Here is a 23,384-nt window from a genome sequence, read left to right on the forward strand (position 1 = left end):
GGGTGCGCAGTTCGTGGGCAGCGTCGGCGGTGAACTGCCGTTGCTGCTCGAAGCCACGCTCGATACGCGCCAGCATGGCGTCGAAGGTTTGCGCCAACCGGCCAAGTTCGTCGTCGGGTAGATCGAGCGCGAGCCGAGCGTCCAGGTCGGACGGATCGACCGTCGCGGCGAGTTGGGTGATTTGGCGTACCGGCGCCAGTGCTCGGCCGGCCATGAAGTAGCCGCCACCCGCCGCCAGCAGCAGCACCACCGGCCCGGCGATCAGGAACGCCAGCAGAATCGTGTGAAGCACTTCCTCGGTATCGCCTCGGCTGGAACCTACTTGCAGCACTCCGACGATCTCGCCGGAGCGCGCAACCGGCTGACTCACGATACCGATCGCGTCTCCCGTGCCCCGGCGAACGTCATAGGCGCTCCCTCCGGACAACGCCTTGCGATAGCTCGTTCGATCGAGCGGTATGTCGTCGAGCGCCGTGACTGACTGATACACGATCTGGCCGGTGGGATCGATCAACCGCACGAAGTGGTCGTCATTCTCGAGCTGAGCGATGCCATCTGGCGCAATTCGCAGCTGTCCGTCCGCGTGAGAAACCGCGTTGAGCGCAAACGCCGTTTCGTTGCGGACCTGTTCTTCGAAACTCTCGAAGAGGGCCGACCGCAAACCGACAGAGAGTGCAGTCCCAAGCAACAACAGTCCGATTGCGCTCAGCACGGTGTACCAGAGGGTCAACCGCCAGCGAATTGGCAGCCGGCGGTTCACGGGTTGCCGCGCAGCCGATAGCCGGCGCCGCGCACGGTTTCGATGCGGCCATGGGGATACTCGTCGTGGAGCTTGGCGCGCAACGAGCGGATATGGACATCGATGGCGTTGGTCGTCGGCGCGCTGTCGTAGTCCCAGATATTGTCCGCGATCATGGCGCGCGTCAGCACACGATTTGGGTTTCGCATCAGGTATTCGAGGATGCGGAACTCTTTCTGACCGAGCTCGACCGGTTGATCGGCGTGCCAGACCTGCCGCGTGGCGGGATCGAGCCGGTAGTCGCCGGCCGTCAGCACAGGATCGGCCCCGGTTGGTGGGCGGCGAGTCAGGGCGCGCAGGCGTGCCAGCAGTTCGGCGAACGCGAACGGTTTCACCAGGTAGTCGTCTGCGCCGGCGTCGAGTCCGGCCACCCGGTCGGGTACGGCATCCCGGGCGGTCAGCATGAGGATGGGCGTCGCATTCCCGCGGGTGCGGAGCTGCCGGCAGAGTTCGATGCCGCTCATGCCGGGCAGCATCACATCGAGCAGCAGCAGGTCATACGGGGTAGAGGCGATCCAGTCGAGCGCTTCTTCCGCGCATTCGGCCGTATCGACCGCGAATCCTTCTTCGCACAGACCCTGCCGCAGCAATTCGGCAAGTCGTGATTCGTCCTCGACGACGAGCACACGCATCGTTTGCATCCCATTCACGCATACGCCAACGGTAGCGCAATCGGATGAAATGGCAATGAAACACGGAGCGCAGTTCTCTCTAGGCGGGGGCGTCCTGGGCAGCGAGGCGTTGCTTGTCTTTTCGCCACCAGCGCACCATGTTGACCAGAATCCCGACGATGAGGATAAGGAAATAGAGCACCAGGGTGGTGGTCACATCCATCCGCACTTCAGCGGTGTTGAACTCTTCCGCCGTTCGCGAGGGCGCCACCTGCAGCGATTCGACACCCTCGTCGGATCCGACCCCGGTTGTAGTCGAGGTCGCCACGTCCTTTGAATCGACATAGGTGTATCCGCGGTTGTCGCAGACATCGCTGCCTTCATAGGGATTGAACCCGTCGGCTGTGGGAGCGCAGACATTGGCGGTGTCGAAGGTCAGATGTAATCCCGCCCGGTCCAGCGCGTCGCTCCGGAAGAGGAAAAAGATCACCGGGAGACCGATGATCAATCCCCATGTCAACCAGAAGAAGATCCAGTTGTTGACCAATTTGTTGCGGGTGAGCTTTTCCTTGCTTGGGGGAACGGTCAACTTCAGCGCATTTCGCATCGATGTGCTGATCGAGTCGCCATGGCCACCCGACCCAGGCTTGCGCAGCGAACGCAGCAGCATGACGGCTCCGGCGACGAGAATGGCGTACCCGATGCCGAAGAAGAGCTCGGTGTGCCCTTTGTCGGCGTTGCCCGCGCGCAGAGCGCCGGCATAGATGGCGGTGAACCCGGCGGCGATCGCCGCAAAGGGCAGCACGACCTTGAGCAGAATGAGACCCAGCAACGACGTTTCTGGCCGAACCTTCAGTTCGGCGTTGACGCAATCGCGCAGAGCCTCGAACTCGCGCTGCATCCGATCGATCTTTTCGGAATCGGTCTCGTTCTCGGGGATCGGTATCGTGGGACGGCAAATATCGTAGGCGTCAGGATCGTACTGACTCCCCACTGCGCTGGAAGGACGTTGTGCTGCGTCTGCGGTTGCCATCTCTTGGTATCGATCATACCGGCAACGCGCGCAAAAAGGAATGACCTCGAGCTTGCGCCTGGTCTCAGAGCAACCTGGTTTGTCGCGGCCCTCGTCGTTAGCGTAGGGGGTGATTCGCAGGAACCGGTTGCCGATCGAGCGTGTGCAGCGCCGTGATCGCCAGAATCAGACACGCGCCAGCCACGAGCGTTCCCGCCAGCACATCGGTCAGATAATGCACACCCAGATAGACCCGACTGAACCCCACGGCCGCCACGATGAGCGCTGCCATGACCGGCGGAACGTAGCGCGCCCGGCCACGCAGCTGTGACACCAGCACGGCCGCCAGCAGGCCATAGGTGATCACCGCGGTCATCGTGTGACCGCTCGGAAAGCTGTAGCCACCAGCATCCTGCAGATGAGGCACCACAGATGGCCGCGCTCGCTCGAACGTCAGCTTCAGTCCGGTTTCGAGTGCCTTGGCCAGCACGAAAATGCCGCCGATGGCAACGGCCGTGCTGAAGCGGCGGTGCCAGACGAGCCAAAGCAGGATGCTGCCGCAGACAATGGCCGCGCACCAGCTTGCCCCCAGTTCGGTAATGGCGCGCACCGCTTCGGTGCGGTCCGAGGTGGCGAACTGCCGGAGCTCCAGACTGGTCGTGCGGTCGAGCCAGTAGCGGCGATCCATCACCACCTCTTCGGCCAGCAGCGCAAAAAGGGAAAAGAGACCGATCACGCCGGCAAGCGCGAGCGCGAACCGGCTGCGGAGTGGAGATCCCGGGGGAAACGCGAACATCAGGAGACCTGCCGAGACGCAAGGGCCAATCGATTCGAGAACGATCGACCGTCGAGAACGATCGCGAAGTATAGAAAGTATTGCCGCGGTCGGCGAGTTCCGTCGTTCAGCATCCGTTCAGCATCTTGAGCAAATTCCCAGCCTGCTCCCCGAAAACTCAAGACCGCCACTCCTATCGTTGCTGCATGAGGGTGATCGAACCCGTCTGTTTACTGGAGGATCTTTGGATGAACCAATCGGACAATACGGTCAGCGCGCAGGAGCGGAGTTTCTCCGCCCAGGATGTGCTGGCAAGCCGGCGCACCGTGCTGGCGGCGGGGGCTGCCGCGGCCACGGGCGTTGGTATCAACAAACTCGGTGTACTGGCCCAGGACAGCGCCTCCACTCCGGCCTCGGGCGCGGCCAGCACGGCGGCCAATGCGTGCGTGCTCACCCCGGAACTCACGGAAGGTCCCTACTTTCTCGACGGAGACCTGATTCGGAAGGACATCACCGATGGCCGCCCGGGCGCGCCGCTTCGATTGAAGATCCTGGTCAACAATGCCACCACCTGCCAACCGCTCACCAACGCCGCTGTCGATATTTGGCACTGCGACTCCCATGGCTACTACTCCGGCGTCGAAGGCAACAATCCGGGCCCGGATGCCGATCAGGCTGTTATCGAAGAGGCAGCCGATCTCCGATTCCTGCGCGGCATCCAGCTCACCGACGAGACAGGGGTCGCCGAGTTCCAGACCATCTATCCCGGTTGGTACTTGGGTCGCACCATTCATATCCATATGAAGGTCGTGGAAGAAGGCGAGGCCGGCAAGACCTATGAGGGCGGCGAAACCATTCACACCGGTCAGCTCTTCTTCGACGATGCCATCTCCGAACAGGTTTTCCTGCTCGAGCCCTACGCCGGCCGCCCGGACGAGCAACGCACAACCAACGACGAGGACGACATCCTTGGCGATCATGACGATGAACCCGGCTTCTTCCTCGACCTGCAGCCCGTCTCGGATGACTGGCTGACCGACGGCTTCGTCGGCACCATCACCATCAGCGTCGACCCGGACAATGTTTCCCAGGAAGGCATGGGCGGCGGAGGGCCGGGAGGTGGTGGCCAGGGGGGCGGCCCGGGCGGACCGCCGCCGGATGGCGGTCAAGGCGGTCCAGGTGGTACCCCACCGGACGGCGGCCCGGGAGCGCCGCCCACCGAAACTACGACAGCCTAATCACATTTCTTGCGGGGGTTGCGCCTCCGGTGGATCGGAAACGATCTGCCGGGGGCGTTCTCGTATCCGAAATCGATTAAACTTTTGATCAAAATAGTGATCGACTGAGAACAGGAGCGCTCCGATGGTGCGCACGATTTCCGCAACCGAAGCCAAAGTCAATTTCGGGGCAGTGACCCAGCAGGTCATCGATGATGGTGAGCCGGTGGTCGTCGAGAACCATGGGCGGCCAAGCGTTGCCATCGTACCGGTGCAGCAGCTCGAGCGGCTGGCTGAATTGGAGGAGCTCGAACGTCGGAGGCAGTGGCTCGAGCGCGCGCAGGCGCTCCGCTCGCGGGTGCGAACAAAGAATCAAGATCTTACCGAAGAGCAGGCAGATCAGATCGCGGATGAAATCGTACGAGATGCCGTTGACGCTCTTTTCGAGAAGGGCACTGTGCGGTACGCGGAGTAGTCGGTGCTGCTTCGTGTCGTCATCGATGCCAACATCTTTATCAGCTACCTTCTCTCGCCCGACGATCGTTTCGGCGCCATCGCTCGCGTTTTCGAATCGATCGGATCCGGCAGGTATCAATTGGTCAGGTCCGAGCGACTGATCTCAGAAATCCGTACCTCGGTTACAGGGAAGCCCGAGCTGCGAAAGCGCATCTCAGATGCGGACCTCGAAGAACTCATTGCCCTCGTCGAAGCGGTCTCGATTCCGCTTCCTGACCATCCAGACGTCATTGCTCCCCCGATCCTGCGAGATCAAAAAGACGATTACCTTCTGGAAGTGGCGCACCGGGCAAATGCCGACTACCTGGTTTCTGGAGATCGAGACCTGCTCGATATTCGCGACCAACTCGATCGCCCGCAGATCGTGACTCCGCGCGCGTTTCTTGAGCTCATGGATGCCAAGCTCATGTAGTTGGGGGACGGTCCGCATGTTCCATCCGCTCCAGCACCCGCCCAAAGGCTTCGTACCCCGCGACTGTGATCGGATCGATCCAGCGCTGGATGGTCAGAAGCGATCCTGGTTGTCCAATGAATCGCGTATTCTATTGTCCAATAACCCGTACGATTCGGAATTGGATCAGGCCCCATGGAAAAGACGATCAGCGCCAGCGAACTGAAAAACAGCCTGGGAGCAGTTCTGCGCGAGGTTCGGAGTGGCGGCGAGATCCGCGTCATCGAGCAGCGCGGGGCACCCGCTGCGGCAATCATCTCGATCGACGATCTGCGACTCCTCCGGGACGCAAAAAAGCGGCAGCGGCAGGAGCAATTGCTCGATGAGATGCGGCAGTTGACGGCGCGCCTTGCAGAACAGCAGCAAGGCATGACACCAGATGAAGCGGATCAGATGGTCCAGGAACTCAGCGACGCGGTCATGGATGCAGTGGTCGAGAAGGCGCGCCATCGCTTCGAGCAGTTTTCGTAAGGATGCGCGTTCTCGTCGATACAAATGTCTACGTCAGTAGGCTCCTGATAGGTAGCCGACCCTTCTCAGCAGTATCCCGCCTCATCGACGCAGCGATTCTGGAGGAATACATCCTGCTCCTGCCGGAGGAAGTGCTCGATGAGTTGCGTGGGTTGCGTGAACAAAAAGCGTATCTCAGAGACCGCGTCACCCAACGAGATGTCGACGATCTCATCCGTGTTTTGCAGAGTGTGGCGGTGATCCTTTCCCGACAGACGCATCCTATTCCGGCGGCACTTCGCGATCCCAAGGATGACTTCGTGCTGACTGCGGCCGTGCTCGGGGATGCCGACTATCTCGTGACCGGGGATCGAGATCTTCTTGACATACGAAACGTCATCATACGTCCCAGCATATTGACGGTGGCCGAGTTTCTCACCGTGCTTCCCTCGTCACACAGAGCGTAAACGCTACCCCTGATCCAGCAGTTCGAGAACCTGTCCAAACGCCTGATACCCCGCGACCGTGTTCGGTTCGATCCAGAGTTGCACATGGTCGAGACCGGCGGCTGCATAGTCGCGAAGCTGGTCGGCGAGCGCTTCCGGTCCGCCGGTGAGGGCGGGCACCGACATGGTCGATGGCGTATGCGGCCCGATTTCCACCTTGACCGCCGATGAGCGGGAAAGCGACTTCGGATCGCGGCCTTGCGCTTCGCACGCGGCATCCACTCGGCGCAGTAACGCTTTCAGCTGCTCCAGATCGTTGTTCGTTTGCGAGAACCAGGTGTTCCACCCGTCGGCGAACTTGGCGGTCAGGCCGAGCATGCGTTCCCCAGCAGTGCCGATGACGATCGGCGGTCCCTCCGGGCGCGGTCCGCGTGGACGCAGCTCGCAGTCCTCGACCTTGTACCAGCGCCCGTCGAAATCGCAATGGCTCGTGCGCAGCAGCTCGGTCGTGATCTGCACACCTTCCTCGAACCGGTCGACCCGGTGGTCGAAGGGAAAGCCGAACGCGCGGTACTCCGGCTCGTTCCAGCCCGCACCGAGCCCCAGGATCAACCGTCCGCCGCTGATCTCTTCCACCGTATCGGCCATCTTGGCCAGGAGGGCCGGATTACGGAACGAGTTGCAGATCACCAGCGTTCCGATCTCCACTCGCTCCGTGATCGCCGCTATCGCCGAAAGGAGCGACCAGCATTCCCACGGCCCTTCCAGCTCGCGCAGGTCGCCCCCGATAACGACGGGAGTGTCGAGCGGCTTGTCCGCCCGGTGAAGCATGTGGTCCGTCACCCAGACCGAATCGAACCCGACCGCCTCCGCAGTGCGCGTCATCGCCGCCAGATCGGCCCACCCGGCCGACGCGCCGTCCATCTGATTCTCGGTATCCGGGAGCAACACGCCAACTTCGAGGGGACGAGGCATAGGATTCTCCAGATCGTAGTGAAGGGCCTCTGTGCCCTCCTGGGTCCGGAGTCCGGGGTCCGGGGTCCTGAGACGATTGCGTTGGTCGTAGTGAAGGGCCTCTGTGCCCTCTTGGGTCCGGAGTCCAGGGTCCGGGGTCCTGAGACGATTGCGTTGGTCGTTGTGAAGGGCCTCCGTGCCCTATCGAGTCAAGTGCCTCGGGATGATACCAAGCTCGGAGACGCACGCGGCATGGGGCGAGCAGCGCGCAGTGGGCGCTTGACCCGAGATGGCACAGCCACCTGCTCCGATCGTCTCCGGACTCCGGACTCCGGACTCCGGACTCTGGACTCTGGACTCTGGACTCCGGACCCCGGACCCCGGACCCTGAACCCCCGACCATCCGCTATGATTCCTCCCGTCACCAATGTCCGGCCGCGACGGCCAGGTAAGAAACTCACTCGCCGATCCGCGCGCGATTGGCAGGAATCCAAGAGGACACCAACGATGGTGAACACGGTCGACGAGATTCAGACCACCAGGCGGATCGATACCGCCCCGGTGCTGACCGTCAATGGGCTTTCGGTCTACTACCACACGTCGCGTGGACCGGTAAAAGCGGTCGAAAACGTCAGCTTCGATATTCGCGCGCACGAGCGGCTCGGCCTGGTGGGCGAATCCGGCTCCGGCAAATCCACCATCGCCCTCGCGCTCCTGCGCATGATCAAACCGCCCGGCCGCATCGAAGCCGGCGAAGTCATCCTGGACGGTGTCGATCTCCTCCGCCTGGACGACGAACAGATGCGCGGCATGCGGCTCAACCAGGTCGCGCTCGTGGCGCAGGGCGCCATGAACTCGCTCAACCCGGTGGTCAAGATCAAGCCGCAGATCATCGACGGGATGAAGGACCACGGCATTGGCCTGACCGACAAGCAGATGGATGCTCGTGTCTACGAGCTGCTGGACAGTGTTGGGTTGCGCAAAGATGTGGCCAACATGTATCCGCACGAGCTCAGCGGTGGCATGAAGCAACGTGTCTGCATCGCGATTGCCATCAGCCTGCGCCCCAAGCTCATCATTGCCGACGAGCCGACCAGCGCGCTCGATGTGGTGGTCCAGCGTCAGGTGATGGATACCCTGCTCAAAGTGCAGGAAGATCTCGGCGCGTCCATTCTCCTCATCGGGCACGATATGGGCTTGATGGCGCAGGTGGCCGACCGGGTGGGCATCATGTACGCCGGCGAGTTCGCCGAGATGTCCCAATCGGCCGATCTCTTCAGCGATCCGCTGCATCCCTACAGCCAGTTGTTGATCAACAGTCTCCCCTCGATCGACCATAAAGGCACGCTCAAGGGGATTCCCGGATTGCCCCCCTCGTTGCTCGACCGGCCGCCGGGGTGCCCATTTCGGCCGCGATGTCCGCATGCCTTCGACCGTTGTGAGGCAGAGAACCCGCTGTTGCAGGAAGTGCGGCCGAACCGATTGGTCGCGTGCCATCTCTACACCGGAGATCCCCGATGACCGCGCTCCTGGAGATTCGCCACGCCAGCAAGATCTTCGGCGGAAAGACCATCACCGGCAAGCAGAAGCAGGGCACCGTCGCGCTCAACGACTTCACCATGACCGTCCACGAATCCCCGCCCACCATCACCGCGGTCGTGGGGGAATCGGGTTCCGGCAAGACCACATTGGTGCGCCTGCTGCTCGGCCTCACCTCACCCACCAGCGGCGAGGTGCTCTACCGCGGAACCGACATTCGCCAGCTTTCCAAAGATGCCCGGCTCCAGTTCCTGCGCGATGTGCAGACCATCATGCAGGACCCCTACGAGGTCTATAACCCCTTCTACAAGGTCGATCACGTGCTCAAAGTGCCGATCGACAAGTTCAAGCTCGCCAAGAACCCGGCCCAGGCGCAAATCCTCATGGAAGAAGCGCTCAGCGCGGTCGGCTTGCGGCCGGACGACACCCTCGGCCGGCATCCGCATCAACTCTCCGGCGGTCAGCGGCAACGCATCATGGTGGCCCGCGCGCTGCTCATCCGTCCACGGCTCATCATCGCCGACGAGCCAGTTTCCATGGTCGATGCGTCCCTGCGCGCCACCATTCTGGAGAGCCTGCGCAAACTGCACGACGACTTCGGCATCAGCATGCTCTACATCACCCACGATCTCACCACGGCCTACCAGATCAGCACGAACATCCTCGTCCTCTATCGTGGCGACGTGGCCGAAGTGGGCGATGTCGATTTGGTCGTACGCAAACCGCTGCACCCGTATACCCAGTTGTTGATCGAATCGATCCCGGTGATCGATCTTTCCCAGACCTGGAAGAAAGAAAAGCTGGAGGATGAGACGCAGTCGGTCGCCGCAGTGCCGTCGCAGGGCTGCAAGTTCGCCAATCGCTGCCCGCATGTGATGGATATCTGCCGCCAGCAGGCGCCACCGCTTTTCCGCACCGACGAGGGCCGCGCGGTCTCCTGCTTCCTCTATAAGGAGAATCCCACTCTCGGCGAACGCGGTCTGGATGAGGTGCTGGAAGTCGCCCAGGGGGCGATGGCGTCTGCGGCCGATTAGATTGGCTGCATGCAAGAACTGCAACTTCGTCAGTGATGCCCTCAAGTACAACTTTCGGAGAATTCCATTTCGAGATCGATGAACGGATCATTGGGTGCCAAACGGTCATGCAGGTTGCTGTGTGACCGAGTTGGTTAGTTCGTCGATCGAAGGAGGATCGAATTCCATGCGAATCTCGAGAGTTGGGCGCGGCGCTGCGGGAGCACTGCTTGCGCTCATGCTGGCGATGGGCATCGTAGGCAGCGGAGTCGTTGCGCAGGATTCCACACCGGAGGCGTCAGCCGACTTCCCGGTGACAATCACGTTCGTGAATGCCATGACATCGCTCGATGCAGTGGATGTCTACATCAACGGCGATGACAAAGATCAGCGCGTAGTCGAAGGCCTTGCGTATGGTGACACCTCCGCGGAGTTCACCGGAACCGCCCCGGCGACTGCAATTCTCGTCAAGCAGAATGTTTCCTGGGGGATCGACCGCTGGCTCTACAACACGCTTGTGCCGACTGAGGCGGGCAAGAGCTATGTGATCGTGATTTCAGACTTTGTGATCATCCCGGTGGTGCTCGACACCAGCCATACTGTGGGAGCGACCGCGCGCACGATTGGCGTGAATGCCTCCTCCCAGTCTCCGGCGTTGGATGTCTACGCAACGCCGTCGGGCCAGCAGTTCTCGATTGGCAACCTCGTGCCGTTGATTACCAATCTACAGTACGGCTTTAGCACCGGCGGCGGAACTGCCGATCCGGGCTCGTACGATCTTCGCGCTACGGCGACCGGGACCGATACGGTTGCGCTGCAGCAGGACGGCGTGACTATCGAGGCGAACACCTCATACGTCTTCGTTGTAATCGGCAAACCAGGCAGCACCGAACAGCCGTTGACACTCGTGACCGTCTCCAAGCCGCTCTCGGCCTAATCTGAAGCGATCGCGTGTGGAGACCGTGGCGTATGTCACGGTCTCCTTTTCTTGTTGTCGAGGAATGGCTCACCGACGTGCTGTACGCATCCAGGAATGAACGCGATCAGCCGCTCCGGCCGATCTGGCAACTCCAAACGGTCCAGCCGGTATCGAGATCAGAACCGCAGACGGTGTCTCCCACCGGGCAACAAGCGCCTGTGGTGGTGCATTGTCCGTCGCAGCACCCGTCGCTGCAGAGCTGGCCGGCGCATCCCGGAGTCTCGGTGGGCGGAACCATCGGTTCTGTTGGCGCGGGTGGCAGTGTGGGCGCCGGGGTGGCCGTGGCCGGAGTGGTCGACCCGCGCCGCGCGGCCTCGACATCTCGCCGCGCGATCCCGCCCACGGCCGTCAGGCCACCGATCCCCAGAAGTCCCTTGAGCACCGCACGCCGATTCTGCGCGGCTGCAAGCCCTCGGGTCCACGCGTCGAATCTCTGTTTGTCCATCGATGAACGTGCCTTGCGCCAGCCGGCGACGAAAATCCACCGCACCCCATTGTTGCCATCAAAGCTAGCTGACGTTGGCTCGACGGAACACCCTGCGAAAGAAGGGATTGCATACGGTCCGCTTGTTTCGATCTGCTATACAAGAGAGGACGCATCTCATCATGCGGAGCGCTCCTCGTCTTGTCGAAATTGTCGACAGGAGGCCCCGATGCCGCAGCCACAGTTCTTTGCCGGCTATCCGGCGCCCTTTCTCCTCGATGCACCTCCACCCGCCAGGGGAAAACGGAAGCAGCAGCTCCTCTGGGGCGATCATGTCACGTTGCTCGGTGAGGAATCGGGCGACTGGGTGAAGATTCGCGGCCGCAACTCGATCGGCTGGATCCAGCGGAGCCAACTGCAGCAAGAGCGCCTGCTCGAGATCAACTGGGTCGATGTCGGGCAAGGCGACGGCATCTTCATCGTGACGCCCGGCGACGAGCGCATCCTGATCGATGCCGGTCAGGGCGACAACATGCACCGATTCCTGCGCTGGCGGTTCAATCTGCGTAACCACCCGGATTGGACAATCGGCATCGAATCGGCGGTGATCTCACATCCGGATGGGGATCACTACGGCGGATTCGCCGATCTCTTCGCCTCTCCCAATTTCCGTTTCGGCTCCGTCTATCACAACGGCATCGTCGAACGCTCCAAGAAAGGAATCGGCCCGATCGAGGACGGCTTCCTCACCGATGTCATCGACGATGAGCGCGACTTGCGCGCGCGGCTGGCCGATGCCGCCTTCGTCGGAAAATCGGAGTATCCCAAGGTGCTCAAGACCGCGGCCGAAAGTGGCCGCGTTGGCCGGTTCGAGACGATCGATGCGTCGGACGCATTTCTGACGGGGTATGAATCGGACAAGGAACTCACGATCGAGGTCCTCGCGCCGGTTCGCGAAGGAAACCGGTTGAAGTACTTTGGATCGAAAGGGGAAACCAAGAACGGTCATTCGATCGTCTTGCGCATGCGCTACCGCGATGTGCGCATCTTGCTCGGTGGCGACCTCAACAGCCGCGCCGAGAACTACCTGCTGAAGCACTACACGGGAATCGATCCGAAGACCGCCAATGAGCAGGAGCGACAAACCATCCGCGAACAGGCCCATGCCGTTTTCGGCGCGGACATCGCCAAGTCATGCCATCATGGCAGCTCCGATTTCACCGACCTGTTCATCCAGGTGATCGATGCCGTCGCGACGGTGATCTCGAGCGGCGACAACGAACCGCATGCGCACCCGCGTCCCGATGCCCTGGGGGCGATCGGGAAGCATGGGCGCGGGGGCCGTCCATTGATCTTCAGCACCGAACTCGCCCGCTCGACGAAACAGGACAGCGCACGACTGACCAGTATGCAAAGCGAGATCGTGGTCAAGTCGCTCCTGGCGGCAAGTGCCGAATCGACAACCACACGAGAGCAGTTGATCGGGGACATCGAGCGGCTGCAAGACCGGACTGTCGCAGTCTTCGGCATGATCAACCTGCGCACCGATGGGGACAGGGTGCTGCTGGCTTACAAGCTGGAACAACCGGGCAGCGGCGGCCGTGAATTCGACGTCCATCTCCTCGAAAAAGGCGATGATGGGGTGCTGCAGTATGTCGGCGGACCTTCGGGCCGCGATTGATCTCCTGGTGGCGCGGCGCAGCCAATTCCGATTGTTCCCCAATCCGCTCATGCGCGATGGCTACCTGGGTGATATGACGCGAGGAACCTGAGGCAGCTGAGGAACGACTGCGCCGTGGAAGACGACAGCTCGCCCGGTGGATCCAGGCGAGCTGCTGATGCGATTCATCAAATGCGAACGCGGTTCAGTCGAGGTTAACTCGGTTGCGTCACCGAGCCATCCGGGAGAACCCAGACCGGCCGGCTCTGATCGCTGCAAGAGATGTCTGGCAGTGCGTCCGGATCATCGAAGAAGCTTTCGGCGATGACCGAGGCGCAGGCGTTCTGCCCAACGATGACTCCGTGGTTGGTGGCGGCAAATGTCACAAAGGTCGCGTTGCGAAGATCCACGAAGGCGTCCTTGTTCCATGTGGGAGGCGTCTGGAAGTCATAGGTTCCCGAGAAGATAAGGGTCGGAATGTCGCTCGCCACCGGCGTGTCTTCGACTGGATCTGCGACACCTGAGGTCCACAGTTCGCAGGTGGCAAATTGCTGGGCGATCGTGGCCACCTCCGAGTACGCAATCTGGGGAATCTCGAGGTCGTTTGCGGTTTGGACGGTGACTGCGAAGTCCTCGAACGGAATTTCTTCGTAGCATTCGACCGAATTGAAGACTTCGTTCGAAAGACCGACGGTCAGCTGGTCGACCAGACTGTTCAGCGACGCGGCATAGTCGAACACCGCCGCGATGCCATCGTCGTCCAGTTTGTCGACGATTCCGGTGAGCTGGTCGCGGGTATACGCCTCGTCATCCCCGGGGAACGCCTTCGCGATGAACTGCTCGAGCGCTTCCACGGTTTGGGGTCCGTTGTCGAGCATCGCGAGCTGGAAGAGCGCATCGGAGCGATTCGAAATCGGCGCGGTGGCCAGCGCTTCGCCGAGCGCCGCGATGAAGTTGTCGGCCTCTTGCGCGCCGGCCGACTCGGTCGACTCGTCGGCAGCGTCGGAGGAATCATCGGCCGTCTCGTCAGTTGCGTCATCGGCGGCCGGGGTGGCGCTGCCGTCCGCGTCATCTGAGAAGAGTTTGCCAGACGCCATCGCCTCGATCGCGGTGGTGTCTCCCTGTTCGAGCTGGTCGATCATGACCGGGATCACCATCCCGAGCTCGGCATTCTTGGAGACCAACTTCACGATCTCGACCACATCCTCTTCACCGATCGGATCGCCCGTGGAGGAGATGACAGGAGTGGTGCGCAGCGCTTCCAGCAGCATCTTGAAGCGCTCTTTCAGATTGGGATAGGCCGCGTTGCAGGAGTCGTCTCGTTCACAGGCGGCAAAGACCTGGAGCACAACCTCATGGATCTCTGCCGGATATTGCTCGAATCCATTGATTTCCGGCGGGAACGTGGAATCGAGCACCACCGATCGGATACCGGCGTCTGGATGATCGCGCATGATGGTGAGCGCCAGGCGTGTGCCATAGGAAATGCCATAGAGGTTGAACTCATCGACTCCCAGCGCCTGCAACAGGGCAATCGTATCGTTCGCGCTTGCCTCGCTGTTGTATTGGCTGAGATCGACCCCGGTCGCATTCAGGTCATCCAGGCAGCGCTGCACACCATCAGAAACAGCGGCTCGGGCTTGCTCCATGAGGGTTTCAGCATCGGGCAGCGGACCGAATGTCGAATCGTCGCTGTCGTCCTCGGCCGCAGGCGTTCCGAGTTGCTGGGTGACGTACTCATCGAAGTCGAAGGTGCTGCACTGGAGCGGGGACGAGAAGTGGGTTCCGCGCTGGTCGAACAGAATGATGTGCCGGTTGCGACGCAACTCCTCGAAGATCTGAGCGTAGCCACTGATACCGGAGAGCGTGCTCTCTCCCGGGCCTCCCGAGAGATAGACCACTGGGTCGGGCTGCGGATTTTCACTGGTGCTGGCGAGAATAACGTAGGAGATCTCGATCTGGCGCCCATCGGGGATCGACCAGTTTTCCGGCACCGCGACCGTGCCGCAGACCACATTGCCGACCACATCGGTTACCAGGTCCTCACCCAAGCGGTTCAGGAATGAGCAGTCGTTCGGCTCAGCCTGGATGGAACTGAAATCGGGGCTCGAATCCGGGGTAGCTTCTTGCGCTGCCGTAAGCGGGACGCTCGACAGCACGATCACCATGACAAGGGCGAAAACGATTCGTTTCAACTCAATCTCCTCAGACTGATTTCGATTACACGCTATACTGAGACGTTTCGTCCCATTATATTCCAATACTGCGATTTGATGTCTCGGTAATGACCAGTTTTGCGATATCGTGTCGCACGGTGTTGCACCTGATGACGGCAATTGCCGAGGCCTATGTGGCGGGACCCATTGGTGCCAGAGTGGTGTCGTTTCCGCTGGGTGCAACACCAGTTTCGCTCTGCACGGTATTGGGACCAGTGCAGTCAATTGGAGGGGAGACCATGAACGATTCGAAATTCGACAGTCTGGCCAGATTCCTGGGCAGCCGCCCATCGCGCCGGCAAGTGCTGAAGGGGCTTGTGGCCGGAAGCGCGCTGACCGCGGCCACGGTCACGTTGCCGTTTGGCGAGGCTGCGGCACAATGCCTGGAAGACGGAGAGGCGTGTTCGGCGGGCAATCAGTGCTGCTCTGGCAACTGCGATGCCTCGACCGGCTATTGCTTTTCCCCAAATGACACGTGCCTGAATGTCGGTGAGCCCTGTTTCGAGGATGCTGACTGCTGCTCCACATACTGCAATCCGGACAGCGGAATGTGCGGAGTGCCGATGACGTGCCTGAACGACGGCGAACCGTGCTTCGAAAACGCTGACTGCTGCTCTGAAATCTGCGACGCAACGTCAGAACCTGCGTCGCGTCGGGGAATGCCGCGCAGATGGCGAGGCATGAGGCTGGCCGGGATTGCTGCTCTGGCAACTGCGATGCGACCACAGGCTATTGCGGCGTGGCGGCTCAGCCGGCGGGCACCGGGGGAACGACCAGCCTCCCGGCGTCCGGATCGGGATCGAGCCTGAGCCAGGACTCGTCGTTGGTCGTACCGCTGGCAGCGGTCGGAGCGGCGGCCGCGGTGCTCGGCGCGCGCCGAATGCGCGGCGCGGCTCAGGACGAGACCCAGGCCTGAGCGATTCGATCCATTGCACATGAAAAGGAGGGGGCAATTCCGCTCCCTCCTTTTTGCTTGCCGTGGATCAGGCCGGTGACTTGACGAAAATGGAATCGATGATCGTGTCGATGAACGCTGCGGTGATCTCTTCGCCCTGAAGCATGCTTCGGTAATAGAGTGGGCCGAGCAAGATCGATATCAGCGTTTTGGGGTCCTCGACGATAAGGGAAGCACGTATCTCTGGAGACGCCTGCTGATCGCGGCCGCCAGGTTGCGCTCTTTTTGGCCAATGAGCCCGTCCAGGGCAGCGCGCATCCGTTCATCGTGTTGCGCTCGTTCCGCCAATGCGAGGGTCAGAGGGTGCGTCGCATCGCTCGAATAGAACGAAACCGTCCAGGCGAGGTTACGGCGCAATCGCTCCCGGAAATCGCCTGACTCGTCTTCGTCCAGAAATGGGAAGGGTAGACGCTCGAATACGGCGAGTATCAGGACGTCGATCGATGGCCAGCGGCGGTAGACCGTAGCTCGCCCAACCTGGGCCACCTCGGCCACGCGCTGATGCGTAACCGCGTCCATCCCTTCAGATACCATGATTTCTCGCGCGGCGGCCAGGATTGCCTGGTCGGTTCGCTGCGCGCGCTGGTTGCCTTTCTTGTTCGCCACGATGTCTCGATCCTCAGTCGGTAAATGGAGCGGCGACGAAGCACGTTCGGAATGACGGGTCCAGCCGCTGTCATCAACTGTACGTTGCCAGTATGCGGCCAGTGGACCATGCAAACGACCCCAGCGAGAACGGTCGTGTTCCGCTGCGACCCTGAGCATCAATCCGTGCATCGTCATTCTTGTGGAGTCGCGATATCGTTTCACCTTCCAGGGTATCCCTCTTGGGCCCCGAACGAACAGTTCGTGCTCAGCCGGCGATGGTGTTGCTGCCAGTGAACTCGCGGACCAGGGGCGCGATGACGGTGCCGAAGAGCGCGACCGTCTGAGGGTCGTCCGCGGCGAGGATGAAGGTCGAAATCCCGTAGTCGCGGTTTAGCTCCACGATCTGCCGCGCCCAGCTTTCAGCCGGCCCCTGGAAGAGTCCGCGTTCCTGTTGCAGAAAACGCCCATTGATATTGAGCATGCGGCGAATATCGGACGGATGCCGGCCCGCGGCGATGGCGGCGCCATCGATTTCGGCGTTCATCGCGGCCAGGCTGGCGGGACCGTCGGGCAGATAGCCAAGGCTCGGCAACCACCCATTGGCCAGGCGTCCCGTGAGCCGCAGGATGCGCGGCTTGTACGCTCCCACCCAGATACCGATCTCGTGCGCCGGTTTCGGCCCTCGTTGCGCTGCGTTCACTGGATAGTGCGCGCCATCGGTCGATACCGAGGTCGGCTCGTCCGCGTTCCAGATCTCGCGCATGAGCGCGATCCCTTCCTCCAGCGCCTCGATCGATTGCCCGGCCGTGAGCTTCTTGCCGCCCATGGCGCCGATCCCGTCCCAAAACGCGCCCGCGCCGATTCCCAATTCGATCCGGCCGCCGCTCAACCGGTCGAGACTCGCGGCCGCCCGCGCGAGTTGCACGGGATCGCGCAGCGGCAGATTCAGCACATTCCCGGCCAGACGGATCGAACTCGTCACCGACGCCGCATAGCTGATCAGCGTCCAGGTATCGAGAAATTGCGGGTTGTACGGATGATCCTGAAAGGTGATCAGGTCGAGTCCGGCCGCTTCCGCCACCTGAGCGAGCTCCACGGCGTGCGTGGCCGGTTCCGCCACCGGCGTGGCGAACACCCCAAACTGCAATTCGTGTCCGTAGTTGGTCATATCAGGTTCCTCGAAACGGGGGGCAGGGAAGGCAACAGGCAAGGAAGGCAAGGAAGGCAAAAGGCAACGGGCAATAGGCAATAGTGAGTCGGTGACGCCGAGTCCGAGTCGACACTCTCGCCTCTCATTGCCTCCTGCCTCTCACCCATTGCCTCTTGCCCGTTGCCTTTGCCTCTCACCATTGCCTATTGCCTGTTGCCCGTTGCCCGTTGCCTTTTGCCTCACCATTCCTATGTGCGTTGCCTGTTGCCCGTTGCCTCTCACCAACATTGAAGTTATCGCGAAACAAGTTGCTCGGGTCATAGGTGGCTTTCAATGCCGCAGTTTGCTGAGGGCTGGTTCGGGGAAGGCTTCCAGGAGCCGCTCTGGGCTGGTGTCGGTTTCGAAACTGAGATAGAGCCCATCGAAATGCGGATTCAGTTCGTCCCAGTAGGCGTTCAACCGCGACCTGCTCGGACCGAACGCGACCACCGAGAAGTTGGCCGAGCGGTTCGGAAAGGCGGTCGCGTCGGGCGGCACATCGGCCACCGCCCCGCCCATCGAGCGAATCTGGAAGAAGTAGCTTCCGCCCCCTTCGATCAGCCGCTTCGCGCCCTCGGCAAATTCGGGTGTGATGTGGTTCAGCAAGCCGGAGCGCACCGCTGGGTCGCCCTGGCCATCGTGATAGTGATCGCTGGCGTTGGCCATCACATCGGCATAGCTGGTGACCGCGATCCGTTGTTGCAACACCCGCGCCACATCGGCCAGCGGTTGCAACCGGCCGACGATGGTGTCCGGATCGGGCGAATCGATCACCGCCAGCACATGCGCATACATCTGCCGGGCGTTGCGTTGCTGCCCCATGATCATGAAACTGGTCGTGTCGCGCGGGGCGTTCTCGATCCAGTTGCCCCAGTGCTGCAGAAAAGCCGGGATATCGCTGGCGTCGAACACCAGTTGCGCCCAGCCGATCTCTCCGATCGGATCGACCTCGAATTCGAAACTGGTCACGATACCCATGTTCGCCCCGGCTCCCCGGATCGCCCAGAAGAGCTCGGGATGCTCGGTTTCGCTCGCGGCGAGAATCGAGCCATCGGCCAGCACGATCTGCGCCTTGCGCATGTGATCGATCGTCAGGCCGTGCTCGCGCACCAACCAGCCGACTCCGCCCGCGGTGGCCAGTCCTCCGACACCCACTCCGCCGTAATCGCCCGAGCTGAGCGCCCAGCCATACGGCTCGATGGCAGCGGCCACGTCCATCCAGCGCGCTCCCGGCTCCACCCGAATACGCCGGGTGGCTTCGTCCAGAATCTCGACCCGGTTCATGCGCCGCAAGTCGATGATCAGGCCGCCGTCGTTGGTCGAACGCCCGCTGATGCCGTGTCCACGGCTGCGCACGGAAAGGGGGAGCTCCCGGTGCTCCCGCGCGAACCCGATCGCCTCGGCCACCTCGGTTGGAGATCCCGGCTGCAAGATCAATCCTGGCGATCCGCCGCGCATGTAGTTCGAGCGTAGCCGGGCATATCCGGCATCCCCCGGTTCGACCGCATTCGCCTGCAACGTCGCCGGAATCGCCTCATAGGCGATCCCCGCGCGCCGCTTGGCTCGCAGACGCGCCGGTTTCAGCGGGATCACCGGAGGCAACCCGGCCCGCGCGTCGGCCACTGCGGCGCGCAACGCCGGGATCGTCTCGGCCGCGAACTGCTCGATGACCGCCGGGTCGTTCGCATCGAGCAGGAAGATACCCGCGCCCTGTTCCAGCACCAGCGGCAGCAGCGTCTCATCACCCGTGACTATCACGATGCGGCTGATCTCGCTCGGATCGCGTCCGGCCTCGACCGCGCTGGCATCGAGCACCGCGTTCGCCAGGGGAAGCTCGTCCGGTCTGCCGATCCAGCCGTCGGCGGTTTGCCCTGCCAGTTGCAGCAGCGGCAACGCGCTTCCCGACAGCCAAATTGGGATCGTATGCTGCGGCAACGGACCGCGTTGCGCGCCCATGATGGGGAAATGCCGCCCATCCAGCGCCACGGTGCCCGGCTCGGCGACGTCCAGAATGGCGCGCACGAGATCGACTGCTTCGCCCAGCGCCACGACATCGTTGAGCGACTCCGCGGGACCAAACGCCAGCTCAGCCCGGCCGTTGCTCAGCAAATCGAGACTCGCAATCTGCCGGCCGATCACGGTCGGCAGCCGCCGGTGCAGCCGCTCGACCATGGCTCCGAGCCAGATCCGCTCGGTTTGCCCGGCGATCCAGGTGAGCGCCGTCCAGGCGTCCAACCGATCGCCCGCGGCGGGATCGTCGCGCAGCATCACCAGATCGAAACCGAGCGCTTCGCTCAGCCGCGCCAATTCGACCGCGCGTTCTGGCGGGTCGGCCACGGGATCGAGCAATGTTCCAAAGAAGAGGGTGTGTCCGTAATAGGGCATTGAACGCAAGCTTTCCGATTCGTGCAGACAACGCAATGGTTGCCTCGCCAATCATCCTGGTTGGTCGCGGCAAAGGCAACTTCGCCATCGTTTGGCAGTCGCAATGAAGGATCTCGCGTCAGCACCTGGCGAGTACCATGCGCGCGAATGGAAGGAGATCTGAGGTGCAGTTCAGAGCAGGGTCGAGCGACGATACCGACGCGGTGGTGGCGCTCTTCGATGCCAACGTCGTCTGGCTGGTGGAGCGGGGCCGCTCGGAGCAATGGGGGAGCGATCCATTCTCCGAGCAACCCGGGCATGTCGCGTTCGTACGGGAGCTGCTCGGGAGCGGGGTCGTGACGATTGCGGAGATCGATGGCGAAGTGGTCGGCGCAAGCGTGGTGACCGATCATCCCATGCCCTATGTGCCGGTCATCGACGAACCGGAGCGCTATCTGAAGCTGCTGATCGCGTCCCCGGCGCACCGGGGAGAGAAAATCGGACACCGGCTGATCGAGCGGGCGCGGGACCTCACCTGTTCCGATGGGGTGGAGGTGCTGCGCGTCGATTGCTGGTCCGGGGGAGACCGGCGGTTGGTGCAGTACTACGTGAGCGAGGGGTTCACCCCGACGCAGGAGATCGAGGTTCGTCCGGGAACGTCGGTGCAGGTCTTCGAGTGGCGCTGCCCCCAACAGAGGTAGCCAGCCGGAATCACCTCTGCAACCATTCGAACGCGTGCTCTGCCTGATGCATGATCGTGAAGTGGCTCGCGCCGTCGATGAGCCGCAGACTGGCGGTGGGGCATCGCTCCGCCAACCAGATGCCATGACGAGCCGGGACCACCGTGTCATCCGTGCCGTGGAAGACGAGCGCGGGGCATTGGATATCGGCTGGATCGCACTCCCACGCATGCGTATAGCAGACATCGTCGTCGATTTCGCCCCATGGTCCTGCATCCCTGGCCCCACCGGCCACGCTTCCCAGCCAACCCCAGGGACCGTCGAACAGCGCCAGATCGTCGTCCGTGAACGTTAGTACATAGTCGAATCCGGAGGCGTCGAGTGCCGCGCGCACCGGCCGACCTGCTGCCGCGGTTCCCAGAGCAGCGACACCCGAGGGAATCATCCCGGCAAACCAGTCGAATTCGGCGGTGTCGAACGGAGCCACTGCCGCCAGGGTGGCGCATGCCCGCACCCGGTCTCCCAGCACCGCCGCGCACCCGAGCGCGAACGATCCGCCGCCCGAGCTCCCCATCACCCCGAACCGGTCGATCCCGAGCGCGTCCGCTATGTGCCCGACATCACGCGCGACCGACGCGATGGTCCGCCCCGCGTTCACGGTCGATCCACCGTATCCCGGCCGATCGACGCCGATCCAGCGTACGCCCAGTCGCTCCGCTGCCGGGAACAACGGCTCCGGCGGCCAGCCAAGACCGGGCGTCCCATGATGCCAAACCACTACGTTCCGGTTGTCTCCATCCTGCCCGGTGTCATAGACATGCAGGGTGCGTCCGTCAGGAAGCAGAACGTCCCGTTCGATCATGGAAGCCCTTTGTCGGCGACGCTGTCATCGGTCAGCCGCGAAACAGATATGGTCCCGGACGCAACTGCCCGGCCATTGGTCATGAAATGATCGCTGGAACGCGAACCGCGCGCTACACCCGATTGCGCAACCGCGGGTTCGCCAGCTCGTCGAGCCCAACCGCGGTCAGGAACAACCCGGTGAAGAGCACCGCGATGATGATGATCGGCGGCACCCACCACCACCACCAGCCGTTGATGATGGCGGCGTTGTAGTTCACCCAATAGAGCGTCATGCCGAGGGTTGGCGCTTCGAACGGACCGAGCCCGAGCATTTCCAGCCCAATGGCGGCCAGCACCGCCGCCGAGATCGAACCCACCAGACCCGCCACCAGATAGGGCAGCAGGTTCGGCAACAACTCCTTGTAAATCACCTCGCGCCCGGTCATACCGGAGAGCTTGGCGATCTGCACGTAGCCGCGTTCTTTCAGCGTGAGCACCTGCGCGCGCACGATACGCGCCGGATAAAGCCACGCCAGACACGAAATGGCAAAGGTCATCTGGTTGACCGTCATACCGGCTTGCGAGCGCATCGCCAGGATGATGAGGATCAACAACGCCGGAATGGTGAGTCCGACGTCGATGATGACGCGCAAAATCGCGTCCACCCATCCACCGTAATAGCCGGCGATGAACCCGACCACCGCGCCGATGAAGAGTCCGATGAACCCGGCGATCAACCCCAACCGCAAGGTGAGCGGCGTGCCTTCGACCATCACGGCGTAGAGGTTGCGTCCCTGCTTGTCACTCCCGAACGGCAACGTGCGCGACGGCTCGTCCAGGCTGCCGGCGGACATCGGCGCCGATTCGCTCACATCCACCGTCAGGTGCCCAATGATCACGAACAGCGCCAATGCGCCCAGCAACCCAAGCCCCACCAGCAGCGAGCGGTTGCGCCGCAGGTATCCCCAGGTACGGGAAGCGCGGCCCGCTTCGACCGGAGTGGAAACTGGAGCGGCGGAGGGGGCAGTTTGCTGCCCGACGGCAAGACTCACGGATCACGCCTTCGTATAGGTAATACGCGGATCGATAAACGGATAGATGAGATCGAGAATCAGAGTCGCCAGCGCGATCGAGAGAATGAGGAAGAAAACGATGCCCTGGATGAGGGTGTAATCGGAGCCGCGAATCGCGTTATAGAGCGTGGTGCCGATACCAGGGTAGGAGAAGATCACCTCCACCAGCACCGTGCCGGCGATGACCTGGCCGAGCACGAGCGCCAGCGCGGTAGCTTGCGGCAGGAGCGCGTTGCGGACCGCATAGCGCATGAAGATCGTGCGGTTGTTGAGTCCTTTGGCATCGGCGAACGTGACGTAGTCTTCGCCGGTCGTGGTTATGATGACCGAGCGCATCGTCAACGCCCAGCCTCCGATCGAAACCAGAATGATCGAAAGCGCGGGCAGGACCGAGTGTTTCAACACGTTCCAGGCGAAGTCCGGCGTCCATTCCGGGAAGGTGCCGGCGTAGTAGCCGCCAGTGGTCGGGAACCAGGGGAACCGGAACGCAAACAGATAGATCAAGATCAAGCCCAGAAGGAAGAACGGCACCGCGTTCAGTGAGAGCAACGGTGGCATCACGAACTCGAGGAACTTCGGCGAGCGCGGCCAGCCCATGAAAGCGCCCAGCATGCTCCCGATGATCCAGGA

The 23,384-nt window shown here is 62.1% G+C and carries 24 protein-coding genes; 11 read left to right on the top strand and 13 right to left on the bottom strand.

Annotation, left to right across the window (positions count from 1 at the left end; translation table 11 throughout):
• The 4 genes from R2855_18530 to R2855_18545 all read right to left on the bottom strand — a co-directional run.
• On the bottom strand, positions 1-760 hold a 760-nt coding region (locus R2855_18530), incomplete at its 3' end, for a HAMP domain-containing protein (GenBank protein MEZ4532995.1).
• The gene (locus R2855_18535; protein ID MEZ4532996.1) at positions 757-1,431 is read right to left on the bottom strand and encodes a response regulator transcription factor; all 675 of its coding nucleotides are present in this window, start codon (positions 1,429-1,431) and stop codon (positions 757-759) included. The genes R2855_18535 and R2855_18530, both read right to left, overlap by 4 nt.
• A gap of 79 nt (positions 1,432-1,510) precedes the next feature.
• Positions 1,511-2,443, bottom strand: a complete 933-nt coding sequence (locus tag R2855_18540) for a hypothetical protein (protein ID MEZ4532997.1) — start codon at positions 2,441-2,443, stop codon at positions 1,511-1,513.
• 97 nt (positions 2,444-2,540) lie between these two features.
• Positions 2,541-3,218, bottom strand: a complete 678-nt coding sequence (locus tag R2855_18545; GenBank protein MEZ4532998.1) for a phosphatase PAP2 family protein — start codon at positions 3,216-3,218, stop codon at positions 2,541-2,543.
• A 227-nt stretch (positions 3,219-3,445) separates the two neighbouring features.
• On the opposite strand from R2855_18545, the gene R2855_18550 reads away from it, so the two are divergent.
• From R2855_18550 to R2855_18570, 5 genes are all read left to right on the top strand, one after another.
• On the top strand, positions 3,446-4,435 hold the full coding sequence (locus tag R2855_18550; GenBank protein MEZ4532999.1) for an intradiol ring-cleavage dioxygenase: 990 nt from the start codon (positions 3,446-3,448) through the stop codon (positions 4,433-4,435).
• Positions 4,436-4,559: 124 nt separating this feature from the next.
• Entirely contained in the window at positions 4,560-4,889 is a 330-nt protein-coding gene (locus tag R2855_18555; GenBank protein MEZ4533000.1) for a type II toxin-antitoxin system Phd/YefM family antitoxin, read from the top strand.
• 3 nt (positions 4,890-4,892) lie between these two features.
• On the top strand, positions 4,893-5,342 hold the full coding sequence (locus R2855_18560; protein MEZ4533001.1) for a putative toxin-antitoxin system toxin component, PIN family: 450 nt from the start codon (positions 4,893-4,895) through the stop codon (positions 5,340-5,342).
• Positions 5,343-5,516: 174 nt separating this feature from the next.
• Positions 5,517-5,852: a type II toxin-antitoxin system Phd/YefM family antitoxin gene (locus R2855_18565; protein MEZ4533002.1), complete on the top strand. Its 336-nt coding sequence runs from the start codon at positions 5,517-5,519 to the stop codon at positions 5,850-5,852.
• A 2-nt stretch (positions 5,853-5,854) separates the two neighbouring features.
• Entirely contained in the window at positions 5,855-6,298 is a 444-nt protein-coding gene (locus R2855_18570; protein ID MEZ4533003.1) for a putative toxin-antitoxin system toxin component, PIN family, read from the top strand.
• A 3-nt stretch (positions 6,299-6,301) separates the two neighbouring features.
• Here R2855_18570 and R2855_18575 read toward each other — a convergent pair whose 3' ends face one another.
• On the bottom strand, positions 6,302-7,252 hold the full coding sequence (locus tag R2855_18575; protein ID MEZ4533004.1) for an LLM class flavin-dependent oxidoreductase: 951 nt from the start codon (positions 7,250-7,252) through the stop codon (positions 6,302-6,304).
• A 486-nt stretch (positions 7,253-7,738) separates the two neighbouring features.
• Here R2855_18575 and R2855_18580 point away from each other — a divergent pair, with 486 nt between their 5' ends.
• The 3 genes from R2855_18580 (at position 7,739) to R2855_18590 (ending at position 10,720) form a co-directional block, all read left to right on the top strand.
• The gene (locus R2855_18580; GenBank protein ID MEZ4533005.1) at positions 7,739-8,752 is read left to right on the top strand and encodes an ABC transporter ATP-binding protein; all 1,014 of its coding nucleotides are present in this window, start codon (positions 7,739-7,741) and stop codon (positions 8,750-8,752) included.
• Positions 8,749-9,804 carry an ABC transporter ATP-binding protein gene (locus R2855_18585; GenBank protein ID MEZ4533006.1) on the top strand — a complete coding sequence of 352 codons (1,056 nt, stop codon included), beginning with the start codon at positions 8,749-8,751 and terminating at the stop codon, positions 9,802-9,804. Before R2855_18580 ends, R2855_18585 begins: the two co-directional genes overlap by 4 nt.
• A 166-nt stretch (positions 9,805-9,970) precedes the next feature.
• A complete protein-coding gene (locus tag R2855_18590; GenBank protein ID MEZ4533007.1) occupies positions 9,971-10,720 on the top strand; it encodes a hypothetical protein in 750 nt (249 codons plus the stop codon).
• Positions 10,721-10,826: 106 nt separating this feature from the next.
• On the opposite strand, the gene R2855_18595 is transcribed toward R2855_18590, so the two are convergent.
• A complete protein-coding gene (locus R2855_18595) occupies positions 10,827-11,207 on the bottom strand; it encodes a hypothetical protein (GenBank protein ID MEZ4533008.1) in 381 nt (126 codons plus the stop codon).
• 208 nt (positions 11,208-11,415) lie between these two features.
• Between R2855_18595 and R2855_18600 the strand changes: the two genes are divergently transcribed.
• On the top strand, positions 11,416-12,867 hold the full coding sequence (locus R2855_18600) for a hypothetical protein (protein ID MEZ4533009.1): 1,452 nt from the start codon (positions 11,416-11,418) through the stop codon (positions 12,865-12,867).
• A gap of 194 nt (positions 12,868-13,061) precedes the next feature.
• Here R2855_18600 and R2855_18605 read toward each other — a convergent pair whose 3' ends face one another.
• Complete coding sequence (locus R2855_18605; protein MEZ4533010.1) at positions 13,062-15,041, bottom strand: alpha/beta hydrolase; 1,980 nt, start codon at positions 15,039-15,041, stop codon at positions 13,062-13,064.
• 691 nt (positions 15,042-15,732) lie between these two features.
• On the opposite strand from R2855_18605, the gene R2855_18610 reads away from it, so the two are divergent.
• Positions 15,733-15,978, top strand: a complete 246-nt coding sequence (locus R2855_18610) for a hypothetical protein (protein MEZ4533011.1) — start codon at positions 15,733-15,735, stop codon at positions 15,976-15,978.
• A gap of 180 nt (positions 15,979-16,158) precedes the next feature.
• Here the strand turns inward: R2855_18610 and R2855_18615 are convergent, their stop codons facing one another.
• From R2855_18615 to R2855_18625, 3 genes are all read right to left on the bottom strand, one after another.
• Positions 16,159-16,623 (bottom strand): helix-turn-helix domain-containing protein, encoded by a 465-nt coding sequence (locus R2855_18615; protein MEZ4533012.1) that lies wholly within the window; start codon positions 16,621-16,623, stop codon positions 16,159-16,161.
• Between the two features lie 247 nt (positions 16,624-16,870).
• Positions 16,871-17,773, bottom strand: coding sequence for an LLM class flavin-dependent oxidoreductase (locus R2855_18620; protein MEZ4533013.1), 903 nt, complete (start codon positions 17,771-17,773; stop codon positions 16,871-16,873).
• Between the two features lie 312 nt (positions 17,774-18,085).
• Positions 18,086-20,179 (bottom strand): LLM class flavin-dependent oxidoreductase, encoded by a 2,094-nt coding sequence (locus R2855_18625; protein MEZ4533014.1) that lies wholly within the window; start codon positions 20,177-20,179, stop codon positions 18,086-18,088.
• A 125-nt stretch (positions 20,180-20,304) separates the two neighbouring features.
• Here R2855_18625 and R2855_18630 point away from each other — a divergent pair, with 125 nt between their 5' ends.
• A complete protein-coding gene (locus R2855_18630; protein MEZ4533015.1) occupies positions 20,305-20,859 on the top strand; it encodes a GNAT family N-acetyltransferase in 555 nt (184 codons plus the stop codon).
• A 10-nt stretch (positions 20,860-20,869) separates the two neighbouring features.
• Here the strand turns inward: R2855_18630 and R2855_18635 are convergent, their stop codons facing one another.
• From R2855_18635 to R2855_18645, 3 genes are all read right to left on the bottom strand, one after another.
• Positions 20,870-21,700, bottom strand: coding sequence for an alpha/beta hydrolase (locus tag R2855_18635; protein ID MEZ4533016.1), 831 nt, complete (start codon positions 21,698-21,700; stop codon positions 20,870-20,872).
• Between the two features lie 112 nt (positions 21,701-21,812).
• Entirely contained in the window at positions 21,813-22,733 is a 921-nt protein-coding gene (locus R2855_18640) for an ABC transporter permease (protein MEZ4533017.1), read from the bottom strand.
• A 3-nt stretch (positions 22,734-22,736) separates the two neighbouring features.
• On the bottom strand, positions 22,737-23,384 hold a 648-nt coding region (locus tag R2855_18645; GenBank protein ID MEZ4533018.1), incomplete at its 5' end, for an ABC transporter permease.

Source organism: Thermomicrobiales bacterium, assembly GCA_041390825.1.
Lineage (GTDB): Bacteria > Chloroflexota > Chloroflexia > Thermomicrobiales > UBA6265 > JAMLHN01.